Source organism: Blautia schinkii, from assembly GCF_013304825.1.
Taxonomy (GTDB): domain Bacteria; phylum Bacillota; class Clostridia; order Lachnospirales; family Lachnospiraceae; genus Blautia_A; species Blautia_A schinkii_B.
Genome location: NZ_JAAWUO010000001.1, coordinates 224445 through 241444 on the forward strand (window position 1 = coordinate 224445; position 17000 = coordinate 241444).

At 44.6% G+C, this 17000-nt stretch carries 15 protein-coding genes; 12 read left to right on the plus strand and 3 right to left on the minus strand.

All coding sequences use genetic code 11. The features are described 5' to 3' along the window. Positions 1-8: 8 nt before the first annotated feature. Complete coding sequence (locus HFM85_RS01015) at positions 9-1760, minus strand: ABC transporter ATP-binding protein (protein ID WP_173736851.1); 1752 nt, start codon at positions 1758-1760, stop codon at positions 9-11. Positions 1761-2161: 401 nt separating this feature from the next. On the opposite strand from HFM85_RS01015, the gene HFM85_RS01020 reads away from it, so the two are divergent. Further along, complete coding sequence (locus HFM85_RS01020; protein ID WP_173736852.1) at positions 2162-2554, plus strand: metal-dependent transcriptional regulator; 393 nt, start codon at positions 2162-2164, stop codon at positions 2552-2554. 98 nt (positions 2555-2652) lie between these two features. Here the strand turns inward: HFM85_RS01020 and HFM85_RS01025 are convergent, their stop codons facing one another. Together HFM85_RS01025 and HFM85_RS01030 are read right to left on the minus strand one after the other, a co-directional pair. Then, on the minus strand, positions 2653-3594 hold the full coding sequence (locus HFM85_RS01025) for a DMT family transporter (protein ID WP_456298179.1): 942 nt from the start codon (positions 3592-3594) through the stop codon (positions 2653-2655). Positions 3595-3726: 132 nt separating this feature from the next. After that, positions 3727-4959 carry an argininosuccinate synthase gene (locus tag HFM85_RS01030; RefSeq protein WP_015526007.1) on the minus strand — a complete coding sequence of 411 codons (1233 nt, stop codon included), beginning with the start codon at positions 4957-4959 and terminating at the stop codon, positions 3727-3729. A gap of 430 nt (positions 4960-5389) precedes the next feature. Between HFM85_RS01030 and argC the strand changes: the two genes are divergently transcribed. The 11 genes from argC (at position 5390) to HFM85_RS01085 (ending at position 16914) form a co-directional block, all read left to right on the plus strand. Then, entirely contained in the window at positions 5390-6430 is a 1041-nt protein-coding gene (gene argC, locus HFM85_RS01035; RefSeq protein ID WP_119238962.1) for an N-acetyl-gamma-glutamyl-phosphate reductase, read from the plus strand. Between the two features lie 64 nt (positions 6431-6494). After that, entirely contained in the window at positions 6495-7718 is a 1224-nt protein-coding gene (argJ, locus tag HFM85_RS01040) for a bifunctional glutamate N-acetyltransferase/amino-acid acetyltransferase ArgJ (RefSeq protein WP_173736854.1), read from the plus strand. Between the two features lie 310 nt (positions 7719-8028). Beyond that, a complete protein-coding gene (gene argB / locus HFM85_RS01045) occupies positions 8029-8925 on the plus strand; it encodes an acetylglutamate kinase (protein ID WP_173736855.1) in 897 nt (298 codons plus the stop codon). Next, the gene (locus tag HFM85_RS01050) at positions 8912-10102 is read left to right on the plus strand and encodes an aspartate aminotransferase family protein (protein WP_173736856.1); all 1191 of its coding nucleotides are present in this window, start codon (positions 8912-8914) and stop codon (positions 10100-10102) included. Before argB ends, HFM85_RS01050 begins: the two co-directional genes overlap by 14 nt. Positions 10103-10470: 368 nt before the next feature. Further along, positions 10471-11910, plus strand: coding sequence for a sodium:proton antiporter (locus HFM85_RS01055; RefSeq protein WP_173736857.1), 1440 nt, complete (start codon positions 10471-10473; stop codon positions 11908-11910). Positions 11911-11925: 15 nt separating this feature from the next. Continuing rightward, positions 11926-12930 (plus strand): cytidylate kinase-like family protein, encoded by a 1005-nt coding sequence (locus HFM85_RS01060; protein WP_119238967.1) that lies wholly within the window; start codon positions 11926-11928, stop codon positions 12928-12930. Positions 12931-13199: 269 nt separating this feature from the next. Then, positions 13200-13412 (plus strand): FeoA family protein, encoded by a 213-nt coding sequence (locus HFM85_RS01065; RefSeq protein WP_118062708.1) that lies wholly within the window; start codon positions 13200-13202, stop codon positions 13410-13412. 246 nt (positions 13413-13658) lie between these two features. Continuing rightward, a complete protein-coding gene (locus HFM85_RS01070; protein ID WP_118062707.1) occupies positions 13659-13883 on the plus strand; it encodes a FeoA family protein in 225 nt (74 codons plus the stop codon). Positions 13884-13939: 56 nt separating this feature from the next. Beyond that, positions 13940-16123 carry a ferrous iron transport protein B gene (gene feoB / locus HFM85_RS01075; protein WP_173736858.1) on the plus strand — a complete coding sequence of 728 codons (2184 nt, stop codon included), beginning with the start codon at positions 13940-13942 and terminating at the stop codon, positions 16121-16123. A 218-nt stretch (positions 16124-16341) separates the two neighbouring features. Next, entirely contained in the window at positions 16342-16539 is a 198-nt protein-coding gene (locus HFM85_RS01080; protein WP_173736859.1) for a FeoB-associated Cys-rich membrane protein, read from the plus strand. Between the two features lie 18 nt (positions 16540-16557). Further along, positions 16558-16914, plus strand: coding sequence for a heavy-metal-associated domain-containing protein (locus HFM85_RS01085; RefSeq protein ID WP_173736860.1), 357 nt, complete (start codon positions 16558-16560; stop codon positions 16912-16914). Positions 16915-17000: the final 86 nt, after the last annotated feature.

Sequence of the window (17000 nt, forward strand, 5' to 3'; positions counted from 1 at the left end):
CTGTTTCTTCAAGCCGGCTCACCTCCCTCGTCAAAATCACCGGCACCGCCGGTCTGTGAATTAAATACTTCCTGATAGATAGCATTGGTCTTAAGAAGCTCCTCGTGAGTGCCGAAACCGTTGACTGTACCGTTATCCATGACAATAATGCGGTCAGCATTCTGGATACTGGAGATGCGCTGTGCGATGATCAGCTTGGTAGTATCCGGGATCTCTTCTGCAAAAGCACGTCGGATCCTTGCGTCAGTGGCTGTATCAACTGCACTTGTGGAGTCGTCCAGGATCAGTATCTTAGGCTTCTTTAGAAGGGCACGTGCAATACAGAGACGCTGTTTCTGGCCACCGGAAACATTGGAACCACCCTGTTCAATGAAGGTGTTGTATTTATCCGGCATTTTTTCGATGAAATCATCGGCACAGGCAAGCTGGCATGCACGGCGGCATTCTTCCTCTGTGGCGTTTTTGTCACCCCAGCGGAGATTTTCAAGAATGGTTCCTGAGAAAAGTACGTTTTTCTGAAGGACTACGGAAACCTGGTTTCTCAGAGTTTCCAGATGGTATTTACGGACATCAATGCCACCCACGCAAACCGAACCGTCAGTTACGTCATAAAGACGGCTGATCAGGTTTACAAGGCTGGACTTGGCACTTCCCGTACCGCCGATGATTCCGATAGTTTCGCCGGAACGGATTGAGATATTGATGTCTTTGAGAACAGGCTCTTTGCTGTCTTTTTTGTAGCTGAAGTCAACATGGTCAAAAGTAATGCTTCCGTCCGGGACTTCTGTTACAGGATTCTCCGGGTCTGTAATGTCAGCGGTGTCATTGATAACTTCTGTGACACGTTCCGCACTTGCAATACTCATTGTTACCATAACAAAAACCATGGAAAGCATCATAAGACTCATGAGAATATTCATGCAGTAGGTGAGGAGACTCATAAGTTCACCTGTAGTCAGAGAGCTTCCTACGATCATTTTGGCTCCAAGCCAGCTGATACCAAGGATACAGGCATAAACAGTAAACTGCATCAGAGGCATGTTCATGACAACGATCTTTTCAGCGCTTAAGAACATTTCGTATACTTTATTGCAGGCTTTCTGGAATTTACTGATTTCGTAATCTTCACGGACGTAAGCCTTGACAACACGGACAGCACCGATATTTTCCTGTACACTTGCGTTCAGGTCGTCATATTTACGGAATACGGCCTGGAAATATACAGTAGCTTTTCGCATGATAAAGATCAGGCAGCCTCCAAGGAAGATAACTGCAACAAGATAGATGCTTGCAAGCTTCGCATTGATAAGAAATGCCATGACCATGGCACAGATCAGGCTGGCCGGTGCACGGGTGCACATGCGCAGGATCATCTGATAGGCATTCTGCAGATTGGTGACGTCTGTTGTAAGACGGGTGATCAGACCGGCAGTGCTGTACTTGTCGATGTTAGAAAAAGAAAAGGTCTGGATGTTGGTGTACATGGCTTTCCGGAGGTTTCTGGCAAAGCCGGTTGATGCCAGTGCTCCGTATTTTCCGCCCATGACACCGGCCCACAGGCCGCACAGGGCAAGAGCTGTCATAATTGCACCCATCCGATAGATATGGCCGATATTTCCGACTTCCACACCTTTATCAATAATGGAAGCCATGGACAGGGGGATCAGAGTCTCAAAGAGAACTTCGAGGATCATAAAAAAAGGCGTGAGAAATGATGCCTTTTTAAATTCCCTGACCTGGGCCAACAGGGTTTTGAGCATAAAAAAAACTCCTTTCTTCTACTGTTCAAAAAGATAGCACCTCAGAAAAAATAAGAGCTGCTACAGAACAGATGTATTGTCCAGATATTATTATCAGGGAAAATATTTTTAATGTCAAGATAAATGTGTGTGAAAAGCTTGACATAATTCGGGTTAAGCGGTATATTAAAAGTTAATATTCACCTGTAAAATAGAGAAATAATGTGTGATTCAGATCCCTTGTTGCAGCAGAGTCGATGAACCCTGGAACTGCTATAGGGTTATATAGGATAACCGGATCAGGCAGGTTTCTGTGGGATTGCGAAAAGCAATAAACAGTGAGAAAAGCAGATATTCGGTTATAAAAAAAGCAGTGAACGCGGATTTTTATCCGCTGGAATTTATGTGAGGGAGGATTTTATATGGAAATCAGACAGTCAGCAGAGGATTATCTGGAATCAATTCTGGTTTTATCCAAGAAAGGCGGAGGGGTCCGTTCTATTGATATTGCTACCAGACTTGGCGTTTCCAAGCCAAGTGTCAGCCACGCGATGAAACTTCTCCGTGAGGATGGTTATATTGCAATGGACCGTTACGGCACTGTAACACTTCTGGAGAAAGGCGCAGAGATCGCCAACCAGATCTATGAGCGTCATACAGTCCTTTCCAAGATGCTTGAGGGACTTGGCGTTCCGTCCGATATTGCACTTGAGGATGCCTGCAAGATGGAGCATGATATCAGTCAGGAGAGCTTTGAGAAGATCAAGGCACATTATAATAAATTCGTTAAGAAAGAAGAAACAGAGGCAAAATAAAAAGCGTAAGCTTACATAAAAAAAGAAGTGTATGAGAGTTGGATGCTGAAAACTTTCATACACTTCTTTTTTAAGGTGATTTCCGGGAGTGCTATAGTTTATTTTGCAGTGTTTTTCTCAGGCAGCTGTGCCAGAATTATGGCCGCAAACATGATGACGCATCCGATCAGCTCTTTTAAGGAAAGCTTCTGTCCAAGGAGCATCCAGCCGGCGAGCACGGAGATGCAGGACTCCAGGGAAAGGATCAGGGAAGCTACTGTCGGGTTTACATTTTTCTGGCCTACAATCTGCAGGGTGTAGGCAACACCACAGGACATGATGCCGGCATACAGGATTGGAAGCCACGCGGTAAGGATAGAGGAAACCTGAGGGTGTTCCAGGATCAGAGCCGGGATCATGGACAGGATTCCGCAGACCAGAAACTGGATGCAGGAAAGCTTTACCCCGTCTGCTTTCGGGGAAAAATGATCAATGACCAGAATGTGCAGGGAAAAGAGAAAAGCACATATCAGCACCAGAATATCTCCGAGTCCAATGGAAAAACCGTCCGTGATGCAGAGAAGATAAAGTCCGACCAGAGCCATAACAACGGCTGCCCAGATAAAAGGGCTGCATTTCTTTTTCAGGAAAAGTCCGATGATCGGGACAATGACAATGTAGCATGCAGTGATAAAACCGGCTTTTCCGACAGTTGTGTACTGGATACCGAACTGCTGGAAGCTGCTGGCAGCAAAGAGGGCGGCTCCGCAGGCGATTCCGCCCGTCCACAGGTCGCGGCGGTTATATGGAGTGGCAGACGAAGCTTTCTTTGAGGGCTCTAATGAGGAGTCCGGTATTACGGAATCTGTGCCAGCAGATGAATTATTTCCGGAACGGTTCAGGATAAAGAGCACCGGTACCAGAACAGCGGCACCGATCAGGGAACGCACGCCGTTAAAGGTAAAAGGGCCGACATATTTCATACCAACACTCTGGGCTACAAAGGCGATTCCCCAGATAGTGGCAGCCAGGAGCAGACAGAGAGAATTTTTCAGAGGCATTTTCTGTGAGTTCATGATAAAAAATCCTTTCGTTTATTATGAGATCGAAGCGATATATAACAAAAGACCCCGGGGAACTTATATAGCTTCCCGGGGCATTTTTATGATCTGTCGAAGCAGCCTTCGGCAAAATCAGTTCTGATTCTGGTTGTTCTTAACTTCTGCAAGCTTCATAGCACGAACCTTCAGCGGCAGACCGAATAATGTGATGAATCCGTCAGCATCATGGTGGTCATACATATCGCCGGTTGTAAAGGAAGCAAGGGACTCATTGTAAAGGCTGTACGGAGAAGTTGTACCATTTTTGATGATGTTGCCTTTGTAAAGCTTGAATTTAACTTCACCTGTAACATATTTCTGAGTGGACTCAACAAATGCCTGGATAGCCTCACGAAGAGGTGTATACCATTTTCCTTCGTAAACAACCTGTGCAAACTGGCTGCCAAGTTTCTTCTTGGCTTCCATTGTTTCACGGTCAAGAATCAGCTCTTCAAGCTGGTCATGAGCTGCCATCAGGATTGTTCCGCCAGGAGTCTCATAAACACCACGGGATTTCATACCAACAACACGGTTCTCAACGATATCTACGATACCGATTCCGTTCTCGCCGCCAAGCTTGTTAAGCTCTGTGATGATTTCGGAAACCTTCATTGCTTTTCCGTTAAGAGTCTTCGGAACACCCTGCTCAAATGTCATGGTAATCTCAGTTTCTTTATCCGGAGCCTTCTCAGGAGTTACGCTTAATACAAGCATGTCGTCATAGTTTGGAGCCTGGGATGGATCCTCAAGCTCAAGTCCTTCATGGCTGATGTGCCAGAGGTTTCTGTCACGGCTGTAGCTGTGGCTTGCATCGAATGGAAGAGTGATGCCGTGAGCTTTACAGAATTCGATCTCATCCTCACGGGACTGCATGGTCCACAGATCTGTCATACGCCATGGAGCGATGATCTTGATGTCAGGAGCAAGAGCTTTAATACCAAGCTCAAAACGGATCTGGTCATTTCCTTTACCTGTAGCACCGTGGCAGATAGCAACTGCGCCTTCTTTACGTGCGATCTCAACAAGTTTCTTGGCGATGACCGGACGGGCCATGGATGTTCCGAGAAGGTAAGAATGCTCGTAAACAGCACCGGCTTCTACACATGGCATAATGAAGTCATCGCAGAACTCATCAACGATATCTTCGATATATAATTTGGAAGCGCCGGACATTTTGGCTCTTTCTTCAAGACCGTCCAGCTCGTTTCCCTGTCCGCAGTTTACACAGCAGCAGACAACGTCATAGTCAAATGTTTCTTTCAGCCACGGGATCAGGGCTGTGGTATCAAGACCACCGGAATACGCTAAAACAACTTTTTCTTTCATAATATATGTCCTCCTGAGATTTTTTGGAATTTTGTATCGTTCCGGAATATTTCCGGGACGGTGAGATTTCTTTAATTTTATCCGGAAAAATTATGCTGTTTTATAACTTTACCAGAGTGAATAAATATTCATGAACAGCAATACAAAATTTTCTGCTGTCCTGTTGACATGGCTTAATATACACCAGATTTTATAAATATGCAAGAGATAATTTGAAAAATATAAAAATAATTTTGCATAAAAATACAACATAAAATAAGGATTATTATAAGAAAATACAAGAAAAACAGAAAAGACCGTGAAAAATCAAAGAAAATGACTATTGCATAATATGCACAGAAGATGTATAATCTATCCATTGACAAGGCGGACATAAGAAACGCCTTTTTACTGAGACCGTAAGAGATACGGCAGAGGAGGAATGTGAAAGATGGTTAAAGCAGGAATTATCGGTGCTACAGGATACGCCGGAAATGAGATCGTAAGACTTCTTCTTGGACATAAGGATGTTGAGATCAAGTGGTTCGGATCCCGAAGCTATATAGATCAGCAGTATGCAGATATTTATCAGAACTTTTTCAAACTGGTAGATGCCAAATGTATGGATGACAATATGGCAGCACTTGCAGATGAGGTAGATGTGATCTTTACCGCAACACCGCAGGGTCTGTGTGCATCCCTTATTAATGAAGAAATCCTTTCTAAATGTAAGGTGATCGATTTAAGCGCGGATTTTCGTATTAAGGATGTGAAGAAATATGAGAAATGGTACGGAATCGAGCACAAATCCCCGCAGTTTATTGAGGAAGCTGTTTATGGCCTCTGCGAGATCAACCGTGAGGATATCAGGAAGGCAAGACTGATCGCCAACCCGGGATGTTATCCGACATGTTCTACATTATCTATTTACCCATTGTTAAAGGAAGGTCTTATTGATCCGAACACGATCATCATTGATGCCAAGTCCGGAACATCAGGCGCAGGAAGAGGAGCGAAAGTTCCGAATCTTTACTGCGAAGTCAATGAGAGCATCAAGGCATATGGTGTTGCAACACACAGACATACTCCGGAGATCGAGGATCAGCTTGGATATGCCTGCGGACAGGAAGTGATGATCAACTTTACACCACATCTTGTTCCGATGAACAGAGGAATTCTGGTGACAGCTTATGCTTCCCTTACAAAGGACGTTACATATGAGGAAGTGAAGGCAGCATATGACAAATATTATAAAGATGAGTTTTTTGTACGTGTGCTGAACAAAGATGTATGCCCGCAGACAAGAAATGTAGAGGGCAGCAACTTTGTAGACGTAAACTTCAAGATCGACCCGAGAACAAAGAGAGTCATTATGATGGGAGCAATTGACAACCTTGTAAAAGGTGCAGCAGGACAGGCAGTTCAGAACATGAACCTGATGTTCGGATTCGATGAGAATGAAGGACTGAAGCAGATCCCGATGTGTCCGTAAATCAGACAGACTATAAATATATGTGATGGTTGCCAAAAGGCACCATCGTTGAGAGGAGATTAATATGAAGATAATTGATGGCGGTGTAACAGCTGCAAAAGGTTTTCAGGCTGCCTCAACAGCTGCACAGATCAAATATAAAGGCCGTACAGATATGGCTATGGTGTTCAGTGAAGTTCCATGCGTGGCTGCAGGAACTTTCACAACCAATGTGGTAAAAGCTGCTCCTGTAAGATGGGATCAGGATATTGTATACAATCATCAGGGAGCAAGAGCAGTGATCTGCAACAGCGGAATTGCCAATGCATGTACCGGTGAGGAGGGATTTAGCTACTGCCGTGCAACAGCAGAGGCAGCGGCAAAAGCACTTGGAATTCCGGAAGACAGCGTGCTGGTAGCATCCACCGGTGTTATCGGAATGCAGATCCCTATCGATCGTATTGCAAACGGTGTAACTGCTATGGCTCCGAATCTTAAAGGAACCCGTGAGGCAGGACTTGAGGCTGCAAAAGCCATCATGACAACAGACACCGAGAAAAAAGAAGCAGCTGTTGAGATTGAGATCGGCGGAAAAACAGTTACAGTTGGCGGTATGTGCAAAGGATCAGGAATGATCCACCCGAACATGTGCACAATGCTCGGATTTATCACAAGTGATGTGGATATCTCCAAAGAACTTCTTCAGGAAGCACTCAGTGAGGACATCAAGGACACCTACAATATGGTATCCGTTGACGGAGACACATCCACAAACGACACAGTCCTTCTTCTGGCAAACGGCCAGGCCGGCAACCCGAAGATCACAGAAAAAAATGCAGACTATGAAGAGTTCAAAAAAGCACTCAACTACGTAAACACAACCCTTGCAAAAAAAATCGCAGGAGACGGTGAAGGAGCAACAGCACTCTTCGAAGTCAAAGTTATCGGCGCAGCAACTAAGGCAGAAGCCGTAACCTTAAGTAAGTCTGTAGTGACTTCATCCCTTACAAAGGCAGCAATCTACGGCCACGATGCCAACTGGGGCAGAATCCTCTGTGCTCTTGGTTATTCCGGAGTCCAGTTCGATCCTGAAAAGGTAGACCTCTACTTCGAAAGCAAAGCAGGAAAGATCAAGATCATCGAAAACGGAGTTTCCACAGGATACAGTGAAGAAGAAGCGACAAAGATCCTCTCCGAAGATGCAGTAACAGCCATTGCTGATATGAAGATGGGTGATGCAGCAGCAACCGCATGGGGATGCGACCTCACTTATGACTATATCAAAATCAATGCAGATTACCGTTCTTAATATAAGAGCCCTGTAGAATGGTGTTCGAACGGTGTTTCGTAGCCATTCACACAGGCGCTTTGCCCGCAAAGCGGGCAACAGCCCGTTTCCCGTGGCCAGAGGGGAGGAGCGCGAGGAGGGGAAACGGTCTTTGGAACTCTGAGTGCTTCCCCTCCTCGCAAAGTTACACAGCTTACAAGCTGGAATTGATTCGGAACTTAGTTCACAGCTCCTTCAGCAAGAGAACACTAAAACCAATTAAAGAAAAAAGTACAACATACACAAAAACCTTTTTCAAACCATATCATTTTTCAAAAAAGGAGATACCACTATGGTGAATCAGAAATATCTTGACAAGGCGGAGGTTCTCATTGAGGCCCTTCCATACATCCAGCGGTTTAACCGCAAGATTGTAGTTATCAAGTACGGCGGAAGCGCAATGCTTGATGAAGAGCTGAAGCGCAACGTCATCAAGGACGCAGTTCTTCTGAAGCTGGTCGGCTTTAAACCAATCATCGTTCACGGCGGCGGCAAGGAAATCAGCCGCTGGGTTGGTAAAGTCGGTATGGAGCCACGTTTTATAAACGGTCTCCGCGTAACAGACAAAGATACCATGGAGATCGCAGAGATGGTTCTTGCAAAAGTAAACAAAGAACTGGTAACTCTGGTAGAATCTCTCGGTGTACAGGCAGTTGGTGTCAGCGGTAAGGACGGCGGCCTTCTGCAGTGCAGAAAGAAACTTTCCAAAGGCGAAGATATCGGTTACGTAGGCGAGGTAACAAAAGTTAATCCGAAGATCCTTCAGGATCTTCTGGAGAGAGACTTCCTTCCTATTGTATTTCCAATCGGCTTTGATGAGAATTTTGACACATACAATATCAATGCAGACGATGCAGCCTGCGCCATTGCAGAAGCTGTCAATGCAGAGAAACTTGCTTTCCTTTCAGATATCGAAGGTGTTTACAGAGATGCAGAAGATCCATCAACTCTGATCTCCGAGCTTCGCGTAGACGAGGCGCAGCAGTTGATCACAGATGGACATGTAGGCGGCGGTATGATCCCGAAACTGAAAAACTGCATTGATGCAATTGAGAACGGTGTAAACAGAGTCCATATCCTTGACGGAAGGATCCCGCACAGCTTGCTGCTTGAGATCTTTACAAACAAAGGTATCGGTACTGCAATTTTAAAAGATGACGGGGAGAAATATTACAATGAACATGCATGATCAGATGGAAGAATCCGAAGTTAGTATTCTTCATACATATAACCGTTTTCCGGTAGTATTTGAAAAAGGTGAGGGCTGTCACCTTTATGATTCTGAAGGAAAAGAATATCTGGATTTTGCAGCAGGTATTGCTGTAAATGCTCTTGGATATCACTATCCTGGATATGATGAAGCTCTTAAAAGCCAGATCGACAAACTGACACATATTTCCAATCTGTACTACAATGAGCCGATCATTGATGCAGGTGCGAAGCTTGTACAGGCCAGTCATATGGAGAAGGCTTTTTTCACAAACTCGGGTACAGAGGCAATCGAAGGTGCCCTGAAAGCTGCCAAGAAATATGCTTATGCAAGAGATGGACATGCAGATCATGAGATCATTGCCATGAACCATTCTTTCCATGGCCGCAGCATCGGTGCTCTTTCTGTAACAGGAACTGCACATTACAGAGAGCCGTTTGAGCCTCTGATGGGTGGTGTGAAATTTGCAGATTTCAATGACCTTGAAAGCGTAAAAGCCCAGGTGACAGATAAGACTTGTGCGATCATCGCAGAGACAGTACAGGGCGAGGGTGGTATTTATCCGGCTACAAAAGAATTCCTGGAAGGTCTTCGCAAGCTCTGTGATGAGAAGGATATCATCCTGATCCTGGACGAGATCCAGTGCGGTATGGGACGTACCGGACATTATTTTGCATGGCAGGCATACGGCGTACAGCCGGATATCATGACCTGTGCAAAAGCTCTCGGCTGCGGTGTTCCGGTAGGTGCTTTTGTCCTCAATAAAAAAGCGGCAGCATCATCCCTGGAACCGGGCGATCATGGAACTACATACGGTGGAAACCCATTCGTATGTGCAGCGGTCAGCAAAGTATTCGATATCTTTGAGAAAGACCAGATCCTTTCCCATGTACAGGGATTAACTCCGTATCTGGAGAAAAAACTTGATGAACTTGTTGAGAAATATGATTGTGCAGAAGCCAGAAGAGGAAGCGGTTTCATGCAGGGAATCGTGATCAAGGGACGTCCGGTGGGCGATGTGGTAAAGAAAGCCCTTGCAAAAGGTCTTCTTGTGATCTCAGCAGGAAGCGATGTACTCCGTCTTGTACCTCCGCTTGTCATCACAAAAGATGACATCGACAAGATGGCTGATATCCTTGCAGAGTGCATGGAATAAGTATAAACAGAAAAAGTTCTGAAATTGCTGTATAAAAAGCAGACAGAGGAACAACAAACCTGAAAACAAAGCAGCAGTATTTTTTCATGAGAAAAGTAAAATTTCGAATGTAAGATACTGCTGTTTTTATGTTGCCGGGAAATAGTTAAGCTTACCAATATATATAAAAATATATAATAGATATATCATATAATACCAAAAAATCTGATTATGGGTTGAAAAATAAACAAAACCGGGAAGCACCTACCAACAAAATGCACAAAAAAACGAGTGATTCTGAGCTTAAATTGCACATCCACACAGTTGATTTTGATACCCCATATGTTATAATTTCTCTGGTTAAAAAATTTATGTGAGGGGTGAAAATTTTGAAAAAATTATTAACCGTCATATGTACTTTTCTGACAGTATTTCTGGCATGTCCTGTGGGTGTATGGGCAGCAGGAAACAGTGAGAAAACAGCAGCTGTGCCGCTGTGGCTTTGTATTCCTTTTGCAGGTCTTCTTCTGTGCGTTGCAGTGATGCCTCTGGTAAAAGGTGAGTGGTGGGAGTCACATCAGCCGATTGTGGTTGCATTTTGGATCATTCTTATGATCATTCCGTTTGCAGTTGTTTACGGTGCCGGAAAAACTGCAGAAACAGTACTTGAGTGCGTGATCAATGATTACCTTACATTTATTATCCTGTTATTCGGATTGTTCTGTGTATCCGGTAACATTACGGTTGAAGGCGATTTTGCGGGTTCGCCAAGAGTAAATGTAGGTCTGCTGGCACTGGGAACTTTGCTTTCTAGCTGTATCGGAACTACCGGAGCCAGTATGCTGATGGTCCGTCCTGTTATTAAGATGAATTCCTGGAGAAAGAGAAAGGGTCATATCATGATCTTCTTTATCTTCATGGTATCCAACATGGGAGGCTGCCTGACTCCGATCGGTGATCCGCCACTTCTTATGGGATTTATGCGAGGCGTTCCGTTTTTCTGGAGCCTGCATCTTTTCCCGGTACTGATCTTTAATATGGTGATCCTTCTGTTTGTGTTCTATCATCTGGATATGCGTTCTTATAAGAGAGATATTGCAGACGGACGTAAACCGGACATCAGCAAGCCTGGTACAGAGTTTAAGATCGAAGGTCTTCACAACATTATTTTTCTTGTGATGATCGTTGTGGGTGTTATCTTAAGTGGTATGCTTCCAGGTATGCCGGCATTTCAGGATGCAGCCGGAAATGTAAAAGGAATCCATATTTTTGGTGAGGTTACTTTAAGTTATCCGTCGATCATCGAGATTATTTTGATCCTTGCAGCTGCGTTTTTGTCCTTTAAGACAACAGACAAAAAGATCCGTGTGCGGAACCATTTTACCTGGGGTGCGATCCAGGAGGTTGCGGTACTTTTTATCGGAATCTTTATTACCATGCAGCCGGCTCTGATGCTTCTGAAAGCAGTTGGACCGAACCTTGGAATCACCGAGCCTTATCAGATGTTCTGGGCTACAGGAGCACTGTCCAGTTTCCTGGACAATACACCAACCTATCTTGTATTCCTGACAACTGCAGGAACTCTTGGATTTACAAATGGAATTGCCACAACGCTGGGAACAGTTCCTGTGAAGCTTCTTTCCGCGATCTCCTGCGGCGCCGTATTTATGGGAGCTAATACATATATCGGTAATGCACCGAACTTTATGGTCAAGACACTTTCTGACGAAAATGGTATCAACATGCCTTCCTTCTTCGGATACATGGGCTGGTCCATTTGTTTCCTGGTACCGGTGTTTATCATCGATATGCTGGTATTCTTTTTATAAGGGAGGAGGATCAATATGCAGGAAAACAACATTCGAGAGAAATGCAGAGAGCTTGCCACCAGGCTTTACGAGCTGGACGGCGAGGTTTATGAAAGCGTAGGATCTTCCCTTGGACGTACCTTTACCGGTGACAGAGAGAGTACCATCCGGAATTTAAGTGCCCTGATGTACACGAAACCGGATGGACATCTTCTTCGAAGCGAGATGGCGCTGATCAGCAACATGGCCAGAACCATCAAGGATAAAGAGGAAAAAAGCCGTCTGATGAAGAAGTATGACGAGATCTTTCAGGAGATCCTTACACTTCCGGAAACTTTTGTTGCTACGGATATCATGGATAAGGAACGTGTGGCGCTGAACCATATGATCAAGCGGAGAGAGAAGATCTCCGAGAATGACCATCTTGTTATCTGCATCAGCCGTACACAGGGAAGTGCAGGTAATGATATCGGATTCGGACTGGCAGATAAGCTTCGCGTCAATTACTATGATGTTGAGATCTTTGACCAGGTTTTAAGAAGGCTTGAAGCAGAAAAAGGCGCAGTCAATGATGCGGAATATTTTGCGGACTTCAATAAATATGAGAAGAAGCACAGGTTTGATCCTAAGGGATGGCTCCGGGAATTTAACAGATATCATGGCCTTCCGAAACAGGATGCAGTATTTTTCAATATGAGTGATCTGATCTGTGATCTGGCTTCCAGAGAGGACTGCATCATTATGGGACGATGCGCAGATGCAATCCTGAAAAATAATCACATTCCGCACATCAGTCTGTTTATCACAGCACCTTTTGCCATCCGTGTGCAGCATGTCATGGATGTGAGAAAGATGGATATAAAACAGGCAACGCGATTCTTAAAGAAGATGGATAACCAGCACAGAAAATACTACAATTTCTATGGCGGTGCGCACTGGGGAAAACCGGATAATTATGACTTGTGTATCAACAGTGCAAGTTATGGAATCAATGAAACAGAGAATCTGATCCTGAAACTTCTGGATGATCAGATACATTAAAATCAGACAGCGTCCGGCTGGATTTTTCAAAGGCATGTCGTAAAAGAATTGAAAATAATGCTAACAGAGCTCCTGCAAAATGTCACCTGTCCGTAAGGCAGAGACATTTTTGCAGGAGCTTTTTATATATTTTTTATAAAAAATTAATTTTGATTAACTTTTTTCATTTTAGGGATTGACATTTAAAAAAACTTAGTATAAACTAACCTTTGAGTTAGAATTAACTAATTAGATGAAGTTAATTAATAGGAAGAAACGGAGGGACTTCTATGCAGCCGATTTTATTTTTACAGTCAGGTGATACCGGCACGATCAAACGTATTTCCGGAGCAGAGGATACAAGAAGATTTCTTGCAGGACTTGGATTCGTGGAGAATGCAGAAGTAACAGTCGTTTCCCAGTTTGACGGTAACCTGATCGTGAACATCAAGGATTCCAGAGTGGCAGTCAATAAGGAAATGGCGAGACACATTATGGTGTAATCGCACTGTATCTCGTAATCCGGTAATGAATTTGCCCAAGACTGTACAGGAATACAGTTGAGGATAGATTACGAACGGATCTGTAAACAGCAGAGTACGTTCAATGACAAATGAACAGCAGACAGACCTGAGAGGCCTGTTTTACTGTGACTGCTCCGCAAGATGGGCAGCTTTCAGGATCTTTGGAGGCTGATGCAGCCGAGGATCAGTAATGGATTTGGAATATAAACAGGGAGGAAAAGAGAAATGACTTTACGTGATGCAGCAGTAGGTTCTACAGTAGTTGTGTCCAAAATCACCGGTGACCCGGCTTACAAGCGCCGTATCATGGACATGGGAATCACAAAAGGCAGCGAGGTTTATATCCGCAAGGTAGCTCCTCTTGGAGATCCGGTTGAGATCACCATCAGAGGTTATGAGCTTTCCCTGCGTAAGCATGACGCAGCATGTGTGGAAGTAAAGCAGAAATAAACTTCGAAAAATGACAGAGCGGCAGGCTCTGATCTGAACAAAAAGGAGGATGCAAAATGTCTGTAACAATAGCTCTTGCCGGAAACCCGAACTGTGGTAAGACTACAATGTTCAATGCTCTTACAGGTGCTAACCAGTACGTTGGTAACTGGCCAGGCGTTACTGTAGAAAAAAAAGAAGGCAAACTGAAAAACCAGAAGGATGTAACAGTAACAGACCTTCCGGGTATCTATTCACTTTCCCCGTATACACTTGAGGAGGTTGTCAGCCGTGATTACCTTCTGAAAGAAAAACCGGATGTGATCATCGATCTTGTTGATGCAACAAACATCGAGAGAAACCTGTACCTTGCCACACAGCTTCTTGAGATTGGTATCCCGGTTGTTATCGCACTTAACATGGTGGATCTTCTTAAGAAGAACAACATCAACATCAATGTAAAAGGCTTAAGCTCCGCGCTTGGATGCCCGATCGTTGAGACATCTGCTCTTAAGGGAACAGGCCTTAAGGAGGTTGTTGATGAGGCGATCAAATGTGCTAACCAGCACAGAGTACCATCCAAACAGATGGAGTTCCCGAAAGCAGTTGAGAAAGCTGTAAACGAGATCGAGGGATTCGTTCCTGAGACGATTTCACAGGAGAACAGAAGATGGTATGCAGTTAAGCTTCTTGAGAGAGACAGCAAGGTAAAAGAAGGACTGAGCCTTCCGGCTTCTGCACAGTCTAGGATCGAAGAGATCGCTTCCAATCTTGAGAAAGCAGAGGATGATGATACAGAGAGTATCGTAACTGACGGAAGATATCAGTATATCCAGAAGGTTGTTTCCGCAAACGTTAAGAGAAGCGGAAATAAGATGACAGTTTCCGATAAGATCGACCGTATCGTAACAAACCGTGTTCTTGGTCTTCCGATCTTTATCCTTACCATGTTCATCGTTTATTATGTATCTGTAACAACAGTTGGTACTATGGTAACAGACTGGACAAACGACAGCTTTGTTGGAAGTATTCAGGGTATCGTATCGGATGGGCTTGGTAATGCTGGCGTTGCTGACTGGCTGGTAAGCCTTGTATCTGATGGTATCATCGGTGGTCTTGGTGCAGTGCTTGGATTCGTTCCGCAGATGGCGATTCTGTTCCTGTTCCTTTCCATCCTTGAGGACTGCGGTTACATGGTTCGTATCGCATTCGTCATGGACCGTGTATTCCGTCATTTCGGACTTTCCGGAAAGAGCTTTATTCCGCTCCTTATCTCTTCCGGCTGTGGAATCCCTGGAATCATGGCTTCCAAAACGATCGAGGCTGATAATGACCGTCGTCTGACAATTATGACAGCAACATTTATTCCCTGCGGTGCAAAACTTCCTGTTATCGCTCTTATGGGTGGTATCATGACAGCTTATGCAACCGGTGACTATGTAGCTGCTGGTTTCATCACACCACTGATGTACTTCATCGGTGTTGTAGCAGTTCTTGTATCTGCTATCATCCTGAAGAAAACAAAACCGTTCTCCGGTAAACCTGCTCCGTTTGTAATGGAGCTTCCGCAGTACCATATTCCGTCTGTAAAGACAGTTCTGCTTCACGTTTGGGAGAGACTGAAAGGCTTCATCATCAAAGCCGGTACAATTCTTTTCCTTGCAACAGTTATCATGTGGATCCTTTCCAGTATCGGAAATACAGGAAGCGGAATCGGATTTGTTGAGGACAGCAACGACAGTATCATGGCTATCCTTGGCGGTATCCTTGCTCCGATCTTTGCTCCTCTTGGATTTGGCAAATGGCAGCCGGTTGCAGCATCCATCTCCGGATTCTCCGCAAAAGAGTCCATCGTCAGTACAATGGGTGTTCTTGCAAACGTAGCTGGTGATGATGCAGAAGATACCATGATTGTTGGTGCAGCGATCAAAGCATGGTTCCCGACAGCAGTAGCAGCATTTTCTTTCCTGCTGTTCAACCTGCTTGATTCTCCGTGCCTTGCAGCTATTTCCACAATGGCACATGAGATGCAGTCCAGAAAATGGTTCTGGTTTGCAATTCTCTTCCAGAACATTTTTGCTTATGTTGTAACACTTTGCGTATATCAGATCGGCCTGGTTGTTACAGGCGCCGGTTCCTTTGGAATCGGAACGATCGTAGCTCTGATCTTTGTAGCAATCATTCTCTTCCTTCTGTTCAGACCAGATCCGTACAAGAACCAGAACGATGTTACAAGAAGATCAGTTCAGGCAACAGAGTAATTGATAACCGGTCATACAGCAAAGATCCGGTACATATGATAGCTTTGAAATGATACTGTGAAAACAGATGAATGATAAGAACATAGGAGGCCGGGTATATAAATACCTGGCTTTCTGTGTTATAATGAACCTGAAGAAACATGAAATTTTTTATAAAAGGATTCATCAGAAGCTGGCAGCGGCTCATAGGCTGCACAGCAAAAGAAAGGGTGACAGATATGAGTATGATAGCGGATATTATTGTACTGGCACTGGTGATCGCATATGGCGTATTTGTGATCAGTTATCTCTATTCAAGAAAGAAACAGGGGCTCAGCTGTGTCGGCTGTGCAGGTAATACACGTACAGGCGGCTGTGGCGGCGGCTGCTCCGGCCATTGTTCCGGCTGCTCCGGATGCAGCACAATGAAGAAGTAACCAGGAGGTAGAAAGATCATGGCAAATGCAATTGTCATTATCATTGTTGTTATTATTATGTTGTTTGCCGGAAAGGGTGCATATAAACATCTGAAGGGCGAAGGTACCTGCTGCGGAGGCGGCAGCAAGCCGGAAATCCCGAAGAAGAAACTGGATGGAACCAAGCTTGGTGAGAAAACCATGAAGATCACAGGAATGCACTGTGAAAACTGTGTGGCCAGCGTCACAAGAGCTATCAACCGTATTGACGGTGCGGCAGCAAAAGTAAGCCTAAAAAAGGGTGAGGCAGTGGTTTCCTACGACAGAGAGATCTCCAACGAGGAGCTGAAAAAGGTCGTTGAGGATCGGGGATATCACGTAGTTTCTATTCAGTAAAGATATACAGGAAATATAAGTTTGCCGGAGTTTCTTATCTGGCAGATCAGAGAAAGAACCTCTCGTCGAAATGCTTAAAAATATTT

Bases quoted from the DNA above. Each gene is read 5' to 3' on its own strand.
- HFM85_RS01070 (WP_118062707.1), top strand. From the start codon at position 13,659: ATGACTTTACGTGATGCAGCAGTAGGTTCTACAGTAGTTGTGTCCAAA.
- HFM85_RS01030 (WP_015526007.1), bottom strand. From the start codon at position 4,959: ATGAAAGAAAAAGTTGTTTTAGCGTATTCCGGTGGTCTTGATACCACA.
- HFM85_RS01065 (WP_118062708.1), top strand. From the start codon at position 13,200: ATGCAGCCGATTTTATTTTTACAGTCAGGTGATACCGGCACGATCAAA.
- HFM85_RS01015 (WP_173736851.1), bottom strand. From the start codon at position 1,760: ATGCTCAAAACCCTGTTGGCCCAGGTCAGGGAATTTAAAAAGGCATCA.
- HFM85_RS01060 (WP_119238967.1), top strand. From the start codon at position 11,926: ATGCAGGAAAACAACATTCGAGAGAAATGCAGAGAGCTTGCCACCAGG.
- feoB (WP_173736858.1), top strand. From the start codon at position 13,940: ATGTCTGTAACAATAGCTCTTGCCGGAAACCCGAACTGTGGTAAGACT.
- argB (WP_173736855.1), top strand. From the start codon at position 8,029: ATGGTGAATCAGAAATATCTTGACAAGGCGGAGGTTCTCATTGAGGCC.
- argJ (WP_173736854.1), top strand. From the start codon at position 6,495: ATGAAGATAATTGATGGCGGTGTAACAGCTGCAAAAGGTTTTCAGGCT.
- HFM85_RS01085 (WP_173736860.1), top strand. From the start codon at position 16,558: ATGGCAAATGCAATTGTCATTATCATTGTTGTTATTATTATGTTGTTT.
- HFM85_RS01020 (WP_173736852.1), top strand. From the start codon at position 2,162: ATGGAAATCAGACAGTCAGCAGAGGATTATCTGGAATCAATTCTGGTT.
- HFM85_RS01050 (WP_173736856.1), top strand. From the start codon at position 8,912: ATGAACATGCATGATCAGATGGAAGAATCCGAAGTTAGTATTCTTCAT.
- HFM85_RS01025 (WP_456298179.1), bottom strand. From the start codon at position 3,594: ATGCCTCTGAAAAATTCTCTCTGTCTGCTCCTGGCTGCCACTATCTGG.
- HFM85_RS01080 (WP_173736859.1), top strand. From the start codon at position 16,342: ATGAGTATGATAGCGGATATTATTGTACTGGCACTGGTGATCGCATAT.
- argC (WP_119238962.1), top strand. From the start codon at position 5,390: ATGGTTAAAGCAGGAATTATCGGTGCTACAGGATACGCCGGAAATGAG.